Below are 14,087 nucleotides of genomic sequence, written 5' to 3'. Positions count from 1 at the left end.
GTCAGCCTGCCGTAGACTGGTATGACTCCGCGCCGGCCGGGCCGGAGGACATCCGATTCTCGAACTGAGGAGCTTTCCCTTGCCTAAAGAAAGTGGCCGTAAAGTGGTGGCCACCAACCGTAAGGCCCGGCATGACTACCACGTGCTGGACACCTACGAGGCTGGAATCGCGCTCATGGGCACCGAAGTAAAGTCGCTGCGGGAGGGCCACGCGTCCATGGTGGACGGGTTCTGCACCTTCTACAACGACGAGCTGTGGATGGAAGCCATCCACATCCCCGAGTACAACCAGGGGAGCTGGACCAACCACGCCGCCCGCCGCCGCCGCAAGCTGCTGCTGCACCGTGAGGAGCTCATCAAGATTTCCCACAAGGTGCGGGAATCGGGCTACACCATCGTGCCGCTGCAGCTGTACTTCGTTGACGGCAAGGCCAAGGTGGAGATCGGCGTGGCCCGCGGTAAGCGTGAATACGACAAGCGCCAGACCCTCCGCGAGCAGCAGGACAACCGTGAGGCGCAGCGTGAGATGCGGGAACGCAACCGCCGCCGCTAGTGGTCCGGCGGCCGGGAATGAATCCCCGGGAACATGCGTTACTATAAGTAGTCCGGAGGGGAAGCCCGCCGGTTTGATAACAAAATACGGGGATGATCGGTTTCGACGATGTTAGTCGCGACAGGTGAAGCGGGCCGAGGATGCAGAATTATCTCGTAAACGCTGTCTGCAAACCAATAAGTGCCAATTCTAAGCGCACTGACTTCGCTCTTGCTGCCTAAGCAGTAAGACAGTCCGTCAGCCCGAGGTTGCTATTGCCCCGGAACCTGGCGTCATTTAGATAGCCACTGCTGCTTACCCCCGTCATCGGGGTGAGCGGGACTCTTAGATGACTGGGCCCGGATCAGCCAGCTGTTTGCAGCATGGCTGGGGCCGAGAAAATCCGACGCAAACTGCGCCCGGAGAAGCCCTGACAACACGACATCGGACGGGGGTTCAATTCCCCCCATCTCCACATTTTGAAAAGCCGCAAGGCACACTGAAAGACCCGGACCCCTCGTCCGGGTCTTTCAGTGTTTAAGCGCACGGCCTCAAGAAACGGCTGTTCACCGACGGCGTAGCCGGTCCGGGACTAGCAGCCGCCGTCCATGGGTTGTCCTCTATAAGATCCGGCGTCGCGGCCCGGGCTGGGCCGGAGGCAGCCGGAGCAGCCAGGAGGTGCCCCATGAACCAGACGCGCAAGCCCAGCCCGGAAGAGTTCGACGACGGCCCGCTGGACTCATATTCGGAGACGGTCATGCGGGTGGCTGAGACGGTTACGCCGCACGTTGCGGCCATAGAAATGACCAGCACCCGCCGGACCGGCCGGTTCCGCGTGGGAGCAGGTTCTGCAGTCCTTTTTACCGAGGACGGCTATCTCCTGACGAATTCGCACGTGGTGGCGGGCACCACTAAGGGCCATGCCGCGTTTGCCGACGGCAGCCGGACCGATCTCGAACTGGTTGGCGTGGATCCTTTGTCGGATCTCGCCGTGGTCCGCGGCAAGGCACCGAGGGTGGCCCCTGCCCGGTTCGGCGACGCTGAGACTCTGCGGGTGGGCCAGCTGGTCATTGCGGTCGGGAATCCGCTCGGGCTGGCAGGATCGGTCACGGCCGGGGTGGTCAGCGGCCTGGGCCGTTCCATCCCGGTCTGGGCGGGCGGCAACCGGCGGGTGATCGAGGACGTCATCCAGACCGACGCGGCCCTCAACCCAGGCAGTTCCGGCGGCGCCCTGGCAGACGCGCACGGCAGGATCGTGGGCATCAACACCGCAGTGGCCGGCGCCGGGCTTGGCCTCGCCGTGCCCATCAACACGACGACACGGCGGATCATCGCAGCCCTGCTGAAAGATGGCCGGGTCAGGCGGGCCTACCTCGGAGTGGTCAGCACCCCCATTCGGCTAAACGCCAGTGCGGTGATCAGGACGGGCCAGCGGGAGGGGCTCAGGGTGGTGGAGGTGCTGGCCGGATCGCCTGCAGAACGCGCGGGACTACAGGCCGGCGACATCATCCTTACAGCCGGAAGCCGTGCCGTCAGTAACGCTGAAAGCCTGCAGAAACTGCTGTTCGCCGATGCAATCGGCAAGCCGCTGCAGATCAGGGTGCTGAGGCACGGCAGGGATGAGGACCTCGTTGCCGTACCCGATGAGATGCAGGCAAACGGCCAGTAGAGCTACCGGCGCTTCTTCAAGTGCGCCACCGGGTCCTGGGCGCCCTCAGGGTTCTTCGCCTTCTTCTCGGCGCGTTTTTCCTTGATGGTCTTGACCGGCTTCTTTGCCAGGTTCTGGTGGGGTGTTTTGTCCGGCATGGCGTGCTCCTTACAGCAGGGGACGGGCTGCGTCCCACTTCGTAAGTTACGCCTATTCAGCCCCGAATGTAATGGCCTGGATCGACACGAAATCAGTCGGGAACAGGTACGTCGGCGATGCCCACAAAACGTGTCCCGACGCCGTCGAACTCGCTGCGGACGTACCCCTCACGCGTGCGGGGCACCTCTTCGGGATCGTGGTGCCCGCACACCACGTAGGTGAAGTCCGGCCACCATTTCTTGGGGCGGGCGGCTTCCTCGTAACCGCAGACTGCGCATTCCAGATGGACCCACACAGGGCGTTTGCCGGTGCGGTTTGCGCGGGACTGGACCAGCCAAGGCGGCGGGTTGTCCAGGATTTCACCCAGCTCGGCCTCGGTCATCCACTTCGGAAGGCCATGGCGCTGTGCCATCTCCATGGGTACATCAAGGGCAATGGCCGCGTCGCGTCTGCTAATCATCACCATCCACGATACGGGAGCCCGCCAAATCAGCGCGCCGTCACCACAGCTGACAAGGCAGCAAACGCTAGGACACCAGGGCGATCCCGGCAGCTGCCGCGCCAAAACCCAGGACCAGGTTGGCCGCAAGATTCACTGCGGCAGCGCCGAATCGTTCTTCGCTGAGCAGCCGCACCGTTGCGGTGGTCCACGAACTGAAGGTGGTCAGCCCTCCGGCCAGGCCCGTGGCCAGGCCGGCCTGCCACTCGGCGCCAAGCCCCAGCGCCGCAGTGGAGCCGTGCGCTGCTCCGATGACGAAGCTGCCTGCCACGTTCACCAGCAGCGTGGCCCAGGGCCAGTGCAGCCTCTCTGCGCTGCCTGTGGCGCGTGTACTGCGGATGGAGCTGTGATGCGCAAACCAGCTGTCCACGCCGAAGCGGAGAAGGGCGCCTGCCACGCCGAATATTCCTACCATGACCGCCGCGATCACCGGCGGACCCCGGGGCGCCGGCCAACCAATTTCCCGGCCCGCCACCCCACGCCGGCGGCCGCAAGTCCAAGGAGCAGCGACAGTGCGAGGTAGGCGGACCACACACCATGCTGCCCGGCCCGGGCCAGTTGGTCCACGGAAAAGACCACGGCCGAGAATGTTGTGAAGGAGCCCAGCAGGCCAGGCCCCAGCCCGGCCCGCAGCCAGAAGGCAGTCTGCGGCCGGGCCATCCACATGGTGGTGAGGGCGGCCAGGACAAAGCTGCCGGCCACGTTGATGCCCAGGGTGGTCCAGGGAAAGGCGCCGGGCAGTTCAGGAAACGCAACAGCCAGGCCGTAGCGCAGCTCGGTGCCGATCAGGGCGCCGGCCGCCACCGCAAGCCAGGCGCGCAGCCCTACGCCGGAAGTCTTCAGCCGGCTCACACCCTGGGCAAGTCAGCGTCCCCGAGGAGGCAGCCGGGGTGGGGGTGGTCGCTGTGCACCCACAGCGCCGACGTAACCTCGTCAGCGAGGTCGTAGTTCCGTTCGCGGCCCGAATTGCTGATCCGCACCACCAGGGCGCCGCCGAAGGGCCGGCGGCCCACCACCTCAACTTCGGCGTCGAGGTCTATCTCCTCGGCGGCCAGGTAGCGGAGCAGTTCCGGGTTGTCGTCGCTGATCCGGGTAATCCGGCCGGTATGGCCCTCATCAAGTTCACCCATGAGGTGCGCGCGGGGCATGAACACTTTGCCATCGGCGGTGGGGATCGGATCGCCGTGCGGATCCCGCTGCGGGTTGCCCAGCTTGGCTGCCATCCGTTCTATGAAGGTGTCCGAGACGGCATGCTCCAGCAGTTCGGCTTCGTCGTGCACCTCGTCCCAGCTGTACCCCAGCTGCTGGACGAGGTACGTCTCGATCAGCCGGTGGCGCCGCACCATGGAAAGGGCAAGCCGGAGACCGGCGTCCGTGAGCCTGATGGCACTGTACGGTTTGTGGTCCACCAGGCCCTGGTCCTTCAGCTTGCGGACCATTTCCGATACGGAGGAATTGGCCACGCCAAGGCGCTGCGCCAGCTGGGAGGACGTGATGGGCTTGTCCTGCCATTCGGTGAATGAGTAGATGACCTTGACGTAGTCCTCGATGGAGGAGGAGGGCGCGCTGGTCTTCACGGGATCAAGCCTACCGGCTCGCCGCCGCCATGCGGGGACTGGCGGGGCCGGCGGTGGAGGGCACTCATGCCCTCACCGCCCGCCAGGCCAGGGTGAGGTATGGCAACTCCAGGTCTTCGTCCGGCGCATGTCCGAGGTGCTCATGCAGGTACCAGTCGAGGTTCGCCAGTACCTTCGCCCGGGTGGCCTCACCCGCACGGAGGTAGTAGCTGCGCGACTTTGTCAGCTCCATCAGGTCGGTGGTGGTGACGGAGTCCTGCCAGTGCGTCAGGTGGTCCTGCAAGCCCTCGAACTCAGGCCCCACCAGCGGCCGGAAACCGGGTTTGTAGACGTCCCCGGCATGCATGATCCTCGAGAGCCGGTGGACCCAGGGGACGGACGTGTCCAGCTGGTTCCACACCAGGCCAAGCGTTCCCCCGGGGCGGAGGACGCGGGCCAGTTCCGTGCTTGCCCGCAGCGCATCGCACCAGTGCCAGGCCTGCGCCACGGTGACGACGTCGAACGCTGAGTCAGGCAGGCCGGTGGCCTCCGCGGTGCCCAGGACAGCCGCGGCGCCGGGATAATGTTCCGCCAGCTGTCCGAGCATGTCGGCTGAGGGGTCCACCGCCGTGACGGACAGCCCCAGCCGCAGCAGCAGTTCAGTGAACTTGCCCGTGCCGGCACCAACGTCGAGCGCGTACCGGGCGCCCGGAGGTACCAGCCACTGTGCTGTCTCAGCGGGATACCCGGGCCGCACCTGCTGATAGTGCCTACCGCCATCCTGGAAGCTCTGGCCCAGCTCCCGCCGCCGGCCGTGATCCAGCCTGGGGCCACCCCGTGCCACGCGTGGCCTCCTTCGTTGGGTCTCGTTGCTACCTTCCGAATTTACCGTACCCGCCCGGGCGTGGCTGAGCGCACGCCGCAGGTCAGTCGTCGATGCAGGGGGCGGCGCCGGCCGTTCCCGGGGTGTTGGGCGCCCAGTGGGGGTAGGTGCGCTTGTCGTTGGCGGGAACCCAGCGGCCCGCGTCCACCACGTAGTCCCAGCCGAGCCCCTTGGTCCGCAGGTCCCGGATGCCTGCCAGCAGACGCTCGGCATCGTCAAGCCGGGATCCCACGCCGAAGCTGGCACGGAGGGATCCGGACGGCAGCCCCAGCCGCTTCAGCAGCGGGTGGGCGCAGAAGCGGCCGTCACGCAGGCCCACGCCATGCTCTGCCGACAGGTACGCCGCCACCAGTCCGGCGTCGTAGCCTTCGACCGAGAAGTTGACCACGCCGATGGTGTCCGTATCCGGGTTGGTGTCCTGAAAGATCTGGTGGACGGTCACGCCGTCGATTCCCTGCAGGCCCTCCACCAGGTAGGAGCGGATGGCCGATTCGTGCGCGTGCCAGCGGTCCTGGTCCAGCCCCGCGATGACCTGCGTTGCGCGGGCCAGGGTGGCCGCTCCCAGCACGTTCGGTGATCCGCCCTCGTGGCGGGCCGGGCCCGTTGCCCAGCTGACGCCGTCGAGCCTTGCCTCCTTGACGGCGCCGCCGCCGGCAAGGTGCGGTGTTCCGGCGTCGAGCCAGTCCGGCCGGCCCACCAGCACACCGGCGCCAAAAGGCGCGTAAAGCTTGTGCCCCGAGAAGGCGATGTAGTCGACGTCGTCAGCGGTGATGTCGATGCGGCGGTGCGGCGCCAGCTGGGCCGCGTCCACCACGATCCGTGCGCCGTGCTCGTGGGCGAGTGCGGCGAGGGCACGGACGGGAAGGATCTCGCCCGTGACGTTCGACGCGCCGGTGACGGCGAGCAGGCTTACCCCGCCGTGCTGCAGTTCGGCACGCACGGCCTCAATGGTTCCTGCGATGGTGTCGTCCGCCACGATGCTGCGGTGGGGGACACCCTGCCATGGCAGCAGGTTGGCGTGGTGCTCAATGTCGAGGTACAGGACGTCGCCGTCAGCCCGGCCGTTCGTGACGGGCAGGCAGCCGGCCAGCAGGTTGAGGGAGTCGGTGGTGTTCCGGGTGAAGATCACGGAATCGTCCGGGCGGCCGCCCACGAACTCCCGGACGATGGCACGGGCATTCTCGTAGACCGAGGTGCTGATCTGGGAGGCGTAGCCGGCTCCGCGGTGCACGCTCGCGTAGAACGGCAGGATTTCATTGAGGTAGGCGGACACCACGGAAAGCGCCGGCGCGGACGCGCCATAGTCCAGGTTCGCGTACCGGACGTGCCCGCCATGGATCAGGGGAGCCTGGATTTCGGCGCCCGTGACTGCCGCCAGGGGACGGCCGGCTGCGGCGTGGCGCTGGTCGAAGAGGGCGTCCTGTCCGGGCTGTGCTGCGGCGTCAGGCTGGATTGCGGCGTTGGGGGAGACGGTGGCTGTTGTCACAGAGACCTCACTTTGGAACAGGACTCCGCTGGGGGAATCCGCGCTTGCCGCATCCGTTCCGGACCGGCCTGGTCGTCACCCGGGGCACCCCACCGCGAATGGAGGGTTGCCGGCCAGCAAACCGGGGTTTAGCGCTGGCACTCGTGACCTGGTTAAGAGCGTAGGACATAGCCCGCGCAGGCTAAAAGCCGGCTGGAATGTTAAGGCCATTGTTACGCGCAGTTGAAAAGGTCCGCTTTTGCCGAAGATAACGACGGCGGGCGCCTCCTTTCGGAGGTGCCCGCCGTTGATTATTCGGAAGAGGAGGGTCAGAGGAGGTCGTCCAGGTCCGGGTTCAACCGGCGCAGCACCTCCGAGTGAAGGATGGAATTCGTGGCCAGTGCGTTGCCGCCGAACGGGCCGTCCTCACCTTCCAGCGATGTGAACCGGCCGCCCGCTTCAACCACGATGGGCACCAGGGCGGCCATGTCGTAGAGGTTGAGCTCGGGCTCGCAGGCGATATCCACCGAGCCTTCCGCCACCATGCAGTACGACCAGAAGTCCCCGAATGCCCTGGTACGCCACACGTCCTCCGTGAGGCCCAGGAATTCGTTGAGGTTACCGCGCTCCTTCCAGCCGCCAAGGCTCGAATAAGACAGGGAAGCGTCGGACAGTTTGGACACGTTGGACACGCGGAGGCGGGTTGCGGCTGCCAGGGAACGTCCCATATAGGCGCCCATGCCCTTGGCCGCCCACCAGCGCTTGCCCAGTGCAGGGGCGCTCACCACGCCCACCACCGGCTCGCCTTCGTCCACGAGGGCGATCAGGGTGGCCCACACCGGAACGCCGCGGACGAAATTCTTGGTGCCGTCGATGGGATCGATGATCCACCGCCGCGCACCATGGCCGGTGCTGCCAAACTCCTCGCCGAGTACGGCATCGCGCGGACGGGAACGGGAGAGCTGGCCGCGGATGGCCTCCTCGGCCGCCTTGTCGGCATCGGTGACGGGCGTCAGGTCCGGCTTGGTCTCGATGTGGAGGTCCAGCGCCTTGAAGCGGCTCATTGTCTGGTCGTCCACTGAGTCGGCCAGGACGTGGGCCAGGCGCAGGTCATCGTTGTAGCTCGAAGCGGGTTGGATCATGGTTCCAAACTACCGTCTGCGCGCCGTTCTGCCGGGAACCGGGCCCCGTCAGTTAACGCTGCCCAGCTCCTTGGCCTCCTGGGCTTCCATTCGGGGGTCCGTCCCCAGGAGCCGCCGCAGGGAGGCCAGCCTTGCTGAACCGGTGGGTCCGGCATGGCCTCCCGCTACCCACGCGTCCAGCCCACAGTCCACGGCGGTGGCTGTGTGCTTGCAGCCGCGCTCGCAGTCATCCGTGCCGGGGGAGAGGTCCGGGAAGGAGCGCAGGATCCGGTCCGGGTCCACGTGGGCCAGGCCGAAGGAGCGGATGCCGGGGGTGTCGATGATCCAGCTGCCGGACGGCGCGTCAGCGAGGCGCAGGGCGAGGGCGGACGACGACGTGTGCCTGCCCCGGCCGGTCACCGCGTTCACCCCTCCGGTGGCCCGTTCGGCCCCGGTCAGCGCATTCACCATGGTTGACTTGCCCACGCCGGAATGCCCCAGCATCACGGTCACTTTCCCGCCGAGGTGGGTCCGGAGCTCCGCGACGGCGGCCCTGTCCAGGCGGGCGGAGAGCCCGTCGTCGGAGCGGGCATCCACGCCCGAGGCCTGCGCATCCGCCGTCCGGCTGATGATCACGGGGAAGTCCAGGTGGGTGTAGTTGGCCAGCAGCTCCGCAGGATCCTTGATGTCCGCCTTGGTGACCAGCAGGATCGGCTCGATACCGGCGTCGTAGGCGGCCACCAGGGCGCGGTCGATGAAGCCAGTCCGTGGCTCGGGGTTGGCAGCGGCCACCACAATGACCAGTTGGTCCGCATTGGCCACCACGGCGCGTTCCACGGGATCAGTGTCATCGGCGCTGCGCCGCAGGAGCGTTTTGCGGTCCTGGATTTTCACCAGCCGCGCCAAAGTGTCCGGCTCGCCGGAGACGTCACCCACGAGTGAAACGAAATCCCCCGCCACCACCGGGTTCCTTCGCAGTTCCCTTGCCCTGGCGGCAATAACCACACGCTCGTTGCCCGAGTCCTCACCCACCACAGCCCTGTAACGGCCCCGGTCAACCGTGATGATCCGGCCGGTGACGGCGTCGTCGTGGCTGGGCCTGTCCTTTGTGCGGGGCCTGGAGCCCTTTTTGCTGGGCCGAATCCGGACGTCGGATTCGTCCCAGGAGTCAGTGCTCCGCGCCACCGCTGGAACCTTCCGCCCCCGCCTCGGGGGTGCCGTCCTGCGCAAGCATGTCCGCCCACAACCGGGGGAAGTCCGGCATGGTCTTGGCGGTGGTGGCGATGTCCTCCACCTCGACGCCCTCCACGGCCAGGCCGAGGATGGCTCCGGCGGTAGCCATGCGGTGGTCCGCGTAACTGTGGACGACACCGGCGTGCAGCCTGGCAGGACGGATCACCAGGCCATCGCTGGTTTCCTCAGCGTCACCGCCGAGCCGGTTGATTTCGGCCACCAGCGCGGCAAGCCGGTCCGTTTCGTGTCCCCGCAGGTGGGCAATGCCGCTCAGCCGCGACGGCCCGTCCGCCAGTGCACACAGGGCGGCTACGGTGGGGGCCAGCTCGCTGGTGTCGGCGAAGTCCGCGCCCTTGATGGCCGGTCCGCCCGTGACTGTCAGGACGCCGTCGTGCAGGGTGACGTCCGCGCCCATCCGGGCGAGGATGCTGCGCCAGAGGTCACCCACCTGCTGCGTTTCCTCGGGCCAGCCGGGGATCCGCACGGTGCCCCGCGAGGCCAGGGCCGCTGCGAGGAACGGCCCGGCGTTGGACAGGTCCTGCTCGATCCGCTGGTCAAACGCCCGGATGGGTCCCGGGCTGACAACCCAGTGGTTGGGAACGGAGTCGTCCACGGCAACACCGGCCCCACGCAGGACGGCCACGGTCATGTTGATGTGGTCGAGGCTGGGCACGGGTTTGCCCACGTGTTCCAGGTGCAGCCCCTCGGTGAACCGTGCCCCCACCAGGAGCAGCGCCGAAACGAACTGGGAGGAGGCGCTGGCGTCGATTACCAGGTGGCCGCCGCGGACCTCACCCGTGCCATCCACCACAAACGGCAATGACGACGGCGTGCCGCCCTCCGTGGAGGAAACGGCCACTCCCAGCGACTTGAGTGCTTCGATGATGGTTCCCATCGGCCGCTTGCGGGCGTGGGGGTCGCCGTCGAATTCGCCGGCGCCCCTGCGCAGTGCCGCGAGGGGCGGGACGAACCGCATGACCGTGCCGGCGAGGCCGCAGTCAATCCTGGCCAGGGACGGGGCGGCGTCCGGGTTCAGCGGAACAACTTCCAGGTCGGGTCCGAAGGCTCCGTCCCCGGGCACCTCCGTAATGGTGGCCCCCAGCTGGCGAAGTGCTTCGATCATCAGCGCGGAGTCCCTGGAGTGCAGCGGTGCGCGCAGGCGCGACGGTCCGTCAGCCAGGGCTGCAAGGACCAGGTACCTGTTGGTCAGCGACTTGGAACCGGGTACCGTGACGGTGGCATTGACGGGCCGGGACGCGAAGGGAGCGGCCCAGTGGGGGACAGGCGTGCCGGAATCATCCCGGACGGCGGCTGCTGCGGTCATACGTTGTTATGCCCCCGTGGCCTGCTCCACCGCGCGGCGCACGGCTTTGTCCGCTTTGTGGAGTTTCTTGTTGGTGGTCTTCCTGGCATCCGCCGCGAGGTGGGACGCGCCCTTGCGTGCATCCGCGGCCAGGTGCTCTGCCCGCCAGGCCAGGCCCGGCTTGCCGGCAGTATCCACTGACGCCAGCAGTGCGCCCCCGCTCAACGACAGGTTCTTGAGGAGCTGGTTACGCCGGGTGTCGCGGCCTTCCTTGCTGCTGATGTCTGCGCTGCGCCATTCGACGAACGTGTTGAGCAGGGAAACCACGGTGAGCACAGTGGCCGAAAGCCTGGAGAACTTGCCCAGCCCGAACAGCACGCCGGCACCAACCTGGGTTCCGCCGATGACGCGGGCCAGGGTCTTCTCGTCCGTTTTGAAGGGCAGCGAGGCGGCCGCCTTGCGGAGCAGCGGCGAGAGCTGCTGCGCGGTGTCGTCAGCGTTCTTGAGCTTATCCATTCCAGCAAGGACAAAGCTGGAGGCCAGCATGGGGCGGGCGAGCGTGCGGACAAAGGACATGGATTTCCTCCCGGGTGGACGAACCGCGTCGAATGCGGCGGAGTCCGTCCTAGTCTTGCACTTTTGGGGAATATTTGCCGAGCGCGGGAGGTTATGGATGTCGGATCCGGGAACACCGGTCCGCAGGGAAGTCATGGGTGAAACCATGGAACAGATGGCCGGGCACGGATCGCCAGACGCCGGTCCCCGGCCGGACAAGCAGAGCGGAGTTGGGCCCTTGGCGCGCGTGTTGGACGGAATTGAAGCAGCAGGCCCGGTGGCACTGGACACGTTTAAGTCGGAACCATCAGGGTACGGGCCGCCGCGTGCGCGGAGCCTGACAGTAGACTTGAGGGCAATGAGCACCTTGGATCCGGCCGTTTCGGCCATGTACGAAGCTTCCCATGACGAAGCGAAGAGCAGCCTTGCCGCCGGAACAGAGGCTGCCGATTCCGCAGTTGTCCCGGTGGCCGGGCCTGCCGCGGAAACGGGCGGGGACCTGGTGGATGTTTCCACTGAATCTGTGGAAGAACGCAGGCTGAGGTTCGAGCGCGATGCGATGCAGTATGTCGACCAGCTGTATTCGGCGGCGATGCGCATGGCCCGGAACCCGTCAGATGCCGAGGACCTCGTCCAGGAGGCCTACACCAAGGCTTTCTCCGCGTTCCACCAGTACAAGCCCGGAACCAACCTCAAGGCCTGGCTCTACCGCATCCTGACCAACACGTACATCAATCTGTACCGCAAACGGCAGCGGGAGCCGCTCCAGTCCAACTCGGACACCATCGAGGACTGGCAGTTGGCGAGGGCTGAGTCCCACACCTCCAGCGGTCTCCGGTCCGCCGAGGCCGAAGCGCTGGACCACCTCCCGGATTCCGACGTGAAAAGGGCGCTCCAGGACATTCCCGAGGAATTCCGCCTTGCGGTCTACTTCGCCGATGTCGAAGGGTTCGCCTACAAGGAAATTTCAGACATCATGAACACGCCCATCGGCACGGTGATGTCCCGGCTCCACCGCGGCCGGAGAATGTTGCGGGACATGCTGGGGGAGTACGCCGCAGAGCGCGGATTCAAGACAGCCGCCGAATCACCGGACGCGGCAGGAAGCACACAACAGGAGAGCAGGAAATGAGCGACTGCCAGGGATTGGGCGATTGCGATGACACCCGGATGCAACGGATCTACGAGTACCTCGACGGTGCTTTGACCCGCGAGGACATCACCGAAATCAAGAACCACCTTGATGATTGCCCGGAATGCACGGAGCAGTACGACCTCGAATGCGTGATCCGCAACATGGTTAAGCGCTCCTGCACCGAGGCTGCCCCGGAAAACCTGAAGAACGCCATTCTTGACCGGATCCACACGATCCGGCCGGTAGACGCGTAGGGCGGCCGCACAGCCGCCGCTGACAACAGCAAAGGACCCCGGAAGCCATGTGGCTTCCGGGGTCCTTCGCTTGAACCGTATTTCCTGGCATGTGCCTAGGTGTTGGGGCGCTTCCCGTGGTTCGCGCCGCCACGCTTACGGTCACGACGCTTGCGTGCACGCTTGCTCATAGCTGGCCTCCTTCTTACTGTTGGTACTCAAAAGAGCTGCCCTCAAGTCTCGCACATCAAGTAGCTGCCCGCGAACCAGGGACGGCCGCGTGACCTGCGCTTTGTCAGCTGTAAGGGCGTACAGGCCTAGGGTCTGAGCGAGTTGCGGATCGAGATGCCGGCCTGTTCGAGGACGGTCCTGACTGTTTCCAGTGCCAGGGGGCTGAGCGGCTGCCTGCCTGCGTGCAGCCGCAGTTCCGCCCTGAGATCGTCCCGGAACCGCTGGAGCATCATTTCCGCTTCCTTCAGGGAGCGCTGGCTTTCCGGGGGCAACCTGCCGGGGACCTTGAATTCCGTCGACAGCGCGGTGGCCCGCGCGGCCTCCGCCGTGGCGGCAAGATCCGCGCGCAGGCCCCGCATGTTGCTGCGGATGTCCTCGCGGAGGTTGTCGGCCAGGCGCCGGACGGAGGCGGAGATTTGGCTCTCCACCCCGGCCAGTTCGTCACGGCGCCGGTTCAGCTCAGCCAGTCCGGAAGCGGTGATGCGGTAGTTTGTCCGGCGCCCGGCGGATTCCGTGGCCACCAGACCCTCCTCCTCAAGTTTTCCCAGCCGCGGGTAAATGGTTCCGGCGCTGGGGGAGTAGGTGCCACCAAACCGTTCCTTGAGTTCCTTGATGAGCTCGTAGCCGTGTTTGGGACCTGACTCAAGCAGTGCCAGCAGGTAAAGGCGAAGCGCGCCGTGGGCGAATACCGGGGCCATTAGGAGCCGGCTTCTGCATTTTCAACCGCCGGGCCGTGGAAGATGGAGGTTTTGCCGGACACCGTGTTCGTCCGCACCAGCATGAGCTGTCCGTCCGGGCCCGCAATGGTTTCCACCTTGCCGCCGACCACCGTGTACCGCTGGTCTCCGATCACCACCGCACCGCTGGCAGACTTGGCCACGATGTCCACGCCGACGTCATGGGGCAGGCGGATGGTGAGGTCTCCGGACACCGAGTTGGCCCCGAAATCGTGCGTGAAGCCCAGGAGGTCAAAGCTCATGTCCCCGCTGACGGTGTTGGCGCGGATATTGCTCAGGTGCCCGGATGCGGTCACTTCGCCGGAGACGCTCTTGGCGGTGAGGACACCGGTGTGGTTCCGGGCGGAGACTTCTCCGCTGATGGTGCTGATATGCAGTTCACCCTCGGTACCGTCCGCCATGACCGAGCCGGAAACCGTGTTCAGGCGGGTCTGCCCTTTGATGCCGGACACCAGCCCGTCACCGCTGACTGTTCCCGCCTCCACGCGGACGTGGGCAGGAACGGCAATACTGATGACGGCTGAATTCTCGCTGTTGTGGCTGACGGTCCCCATCAGGTTCTTGAACCAGCCCTGGGGTCCGTGCAACTGGTGGCGGACCTCCAGCCGGCCATCGCTGAGGGATACCGCCACCGGGTCTCCCTGGACGTCCGCGATCTCGATCCGGGCTACGGGTTCCTCGTGCGTGACTACGTCGAAGCGGCCCTGGACCATGCCCAGCTTCAGGGACGCCACGCCGTCGACGTCGATGGTCTGCGGGCTGGTGACAGTCCATTCTTGATCAGTCACGGGGTCCTC

18 protein-coding genes, 1 other RNA gene and 1 riboswitch are annotated in these 14,087 nt (G+C 66.1%); of the genes, 5 read left to right on the top strand and 14 right to left on the bottom strand.

Annotation, left to right across the window (positions count from 1 at the left end; genetic code table 11):
- Positions 1-79: 79 nt before the first annotated feature.
- The 3 genes from smpB to ACQ3DC_RS00945 all read left to right on the top strand — a co-directional run bounded on the left by smpB (position 80) and on the right by ACQ3DC_RS00945 (position 2,201).
- Positions 80-553: an SsrA-binding protein SmpB gene (gene smpB, locus ACQ3DC_RS00955; RefSeq protein WP_009356865.1), complete on the top strand. Its 474-nt coding sequence runs from the start codon at positions 80-82 to the stop codon at positions 551-553.
- Between the two features lie 88 nt (positions 554-641).
- Positions 642-1,010, top strand: a transfer-messenger RNA (tmRNA) gene (gene ssrA / locus ACQ3DC_RS00950).
- Between the two features lie 207 nt (positions 1,011-1,217).
- Entirely contained in the window at positions 1,218-2,201 is a 984-nt protein-coding gene (locus ACQ3DC_RS00945; RefSeq protein WP_421092290.1) for a S1C family serine protease, read from the top strand.
- A 2-nt stretch (positions 2,202-2,203) separates the two neighbouring features.
- Here ACQ3DC_RS00945 and ACQ3DC_RS00940 read toward each other — a convergent pair whose 3' ends face one another.
- The 11 genes from ACQ3DC_RS00940 to ACQ3DC_RS00890 form a co-directional block, all read right to left on the bottom strand.
- A complete protein-coding gene (locus ACQ3DC_RS00940; RefSeq protein WP_255428760.1) occupies positions 2,204-2,338 on the bottom strand; it encodes a hypothetical protein in 135 nt (44 codons plus the stop codon).
- Positions 2,339-2,430: 92 nt separating this feature from the next.
- On the bottom strand, positions 2,431-2,799 hold the full coding sequence (locus tag ACQ3DC_RS00935) for a hypothetical protein (RefSeq protein ID WP_157241794.1): 369 nt from the start codon (positions 2,797-2,799) through the stop codon (positions 2,431-2,433).
- Between the two features lie 67 nt (positions 2,800-2,866).
- On the bottom strand, positions 2,867-3,268 hold the full coding sequence (locus tag ACQ3DC_RS00930) for a fluoride efflux transporter FluC (protein ID WP_370460665.1): 402 nt from the start codon (positions 3,266-3,268) through the stop codon (positions 2,867-2,869).
- Positions 3,265-3,690 carry a fluoride efflux transporter FluC gene (locus tag ACQ3DC_RS00925; RefSeq protein WP_323056567.1) on the bottom strand — a complete coding sequence of 142 codons (426 nt, stop codon included), beginning with the start codon at positions 3,688-3,690 and terminating at the stop codon, positions 3,265-3,267. Before ACQ3DC_RS00925 ends, ACQ3DC_RS00930 begins: the two co-directional genes overlap by 4 nt.
- A complete protein-coding gene (locus ACQ3DC_RS00920) occupies positions 3,687-4,415 on the bottom strand; it encodes a metal-dependent transcriptional regulator (protein ID WP_321213887.1) in 729 nt (242 codons plus the stop codon). The genes ACQ3DC_RS00925 and ACQ3DC_RS00920 overlap by 4 nt, the downstream gene beginning before the upstream one ends.
- A 64-nt stretch (positions 4,416-4,479) precedes the next feature.
- On the bottom strand, positions 4,480-5,238 hold the full coding sequence (locus tag ACQ3DC_RS00915) for a class I SAM-dependent methyltransferase (protein WP_430751332.1): 759 nt from the start codon (positions 5,236-5,238) through the stop codon (positions 4,480-4,482).
- Positions 5,239-5,320: 82 nt separating this feature from the next.
- Positions 5,321-6,763, bottom strand: coding sequence for an aminotransferase class V-fold PLP-dependent enzyme (locus ACQ3DC_RS00910; RefSeq protein ID WP_430751331.1), 1,443 nt, complete (start codon positions 6,761-6,763; stop codon positions 5,321-5,323).
- A 35-nt stretch (positions 6,764-6,798) separates the two neighbouring features.
- Positions 6,799-6,912, bottom strand: a riboswitch (SAM riboswitch).
- Positions 6,913-7,071: 159 nt separating this feature from the next.
- Positions 7,072-7,884, bottom strand: a complete 813-nt coding sequence (gene hisN, locus ACQ3DC_RS00905) for a histidinol-phosphatase (protein WP_157241797.1) — start codon at positions 7,882-7,884, stop codon at positions 7,072-7,074.
- A 48-nt stretch (positions 7,885-7,932) separates the two neighbouring features.
- Positions 7,933-9,048 (bottom strand): ribosome small subunit-dependent GTPase A, encoded by a 1,116-nt coding sequence (rsgA, locus tag ACQ3DC_RS00900; protein ID WP_321213884.1) that lies wholly within the window; start codon positions 9,046-9,048, stop codon positions 7,933-7,935.
- Complete coding sequence (gene aroA, locus ACQ3DC_RS00895) at positions 9,032-10,420, bottom strand: 3-phosphoshikimate 1-carboxyvinyltransferase (protein ID WP_421092294.1); 1,389 nt, start codon at positions 10,418-10,420, stop codon at positions 9,032-9,034. Before aroA ends, rsgA begins: the two co-directional genes overlap by 17 nt.
- Before the next feature lie 6 nt (positions 10,421-10,426).
- Complete coding sequence (locus ACQ3DC_RS00890) at positions 10,427-10,975, bottom strand: DoxX family protein (protein WP_157241800.1); 549 nt, start codon at positions 10,973-10,975, stop codon at positions 10,427-10,429.
- Between the two features lie 337 nt (positions 10,976-11,312).
- Between ACQ3DC_RS00890 and ACQ3DC_RS00885 the strand changes: the two genes are divergently transcribed.
- Complete coding sequence (locus tag ACQ3DC_RS00885; protein ID WP_157241801.1) at positions 11,313-12,086, top strand: sigma-70 family RNA polymerase sigma factor; 774 nt, start codon at positions 11,313-11,315, stop codon at positions 12,084-12,086.
- Complete coding sequence (gene rsrA / locus ACQ3DC_RS00880) at positions 12,083-12,343, top strand: mycothiol system anti-sigma-R factor (protein ID WP_157241802.1); 261 nt, start codon at positions 12,083-12,085, stop codon at positions 12,341-12,343. Before ACQ3DC_RS00885 ends, rsrA begins: the two co-directional genes overlap by 4 nt.
- Positions 12,344-12,438: 95 nt before the next feature.
- On the opposite strand, the gene ACQ3DC_RS00875 is transcribed toward rsrA, so the two are convergent.
- The 3 genes from ACQ3DC_RS00875 to ACQ3DC_RS00865 form a co-directional block, all read right to left on the bottom strand.
- Positions 12,439-12,513, bottom strand: a complete 75-nt coding sequence (locus ACQ3DC_RS00875; RefSeq protein WP_369299106.1) for a 50S ribosomal protein bL37 — start codon at positions 12,511-12,513, stop codon at positions 12,439-12,441.
- A 126-nt stretch (positions 12,514-12,639) separates the two neighbouring features.
- Positions 12,640-13,251 carry a PadR family transcriptional regulator gene (locus ACQ3DC_RS00870; protein WP_157241803.1) on the bottom strand — a complete coding sequence of 204 codons (612 nt, stop codon included), beginning with the start codon at positions 13,249-13,251 and terminating at the stop codon, positions 12,640-12,642.
- Positions 13,251-14,078: a DUF4097 family beta strand repeat-containing protein gene (locus ACQ3DC_RS00865; protein ID WP_370460667.1), complete on the bottom strand. Its 828-nt coding sequence runs from the start codon at positions 14,076-14,078 to the stop codon at positions 13,251-13,253. Before ACQ3DC_RS00865 ends, ACQ3DC_RS00870 begins: the two co-directional genes overlap by 1 nt.
- Positions 14,079-14,087 lie beyond the last annotated feature (9 nt).

This window comes from Paenarthrobacter sp. NEAU-H11, assembly GCF_050573415.1.
Lineage (GTDB): Bacteria > Actinomycetota > Actinomycetes > Actinomycetales > Micrococcaceae > Arthrobacter.
The sequence above is the reverse complement of the archived record's forward strand: the minus strand, read 5'-3'. Positions and strand labels throughout refer to the sequence as shown.

What these genes read in the sequence shown, in the direction of transcription:
- aroA (WP_421092294.1), bottom strand. Translation starts at nt 10,420, where the DNA reads ATGACCGCAGCAGCCGCCGTCCGGGATGATTCCGGCACGCCTGTCCCC.
- ACQ3DC_RS00890 (WP_157241800.1), bottom strand. Translation starts at nt 10,975, where the DNA reads ATGTCCTTTGTCCGCACGCTCGCCCGCCCCATGCTGGCCTCCAGCTTT.
- ACQ3DC_RS00870 (WP_157241803.1), bottom strand. Translation starts at nt 13,251, where the DNA reads ATGGCCCCGGTATTCGCCCACGGCGCGCTTCGCCTTTACCTGCTGGCA.
- hisN (WP_157241797.1), bottom strand. Translation starts at nt 7,884, where the DNA reads ATGATCCAACCCGCTTCGAGCTACAACGATGACCTGCGCCTGGCCCAC.
- rsrA (WP_157241802.1), top strand. Translation starts at nt 12,083, where the DNA reads ATGAGCGACTGCCAGGGATTGGGCGATTGCGATGACACCCGGATGCAA.
- ACQ3DC_RS00945 (WP_421092290.1), top strand. Translation starts at nt 1,218, where the DNA reads ATGAACCAGACGCGCAAGCCCAGCCCGGAAGAGTTCGACGACGGCCCG.
- ACQ3DC_RS00940 (WP_255428760.1), bottom strand. Translation starts at nt 2,338, where the DNA reads ATGCCGGACAAAACACCCCACCAGAACCTGGCAAAGAAGCCGGTCAAG.
- ACQ3DC_RS00885 (WP_157241801.1), top strand. Translation starts at nt 11,313, where the DNA reads ATGAGCACCTTGGATCCGGCCGTTTCGGCCATGTACGAAGCTTCCCAT.
- ACQ3DC_RS00935 (WP_157241794.1), bottom strand. Translation starts at nt 2,799, where the DNA reads ATGATTAGCAGACGCGACGCGGCCATTGCCCTTGATGTACCCATGGAG.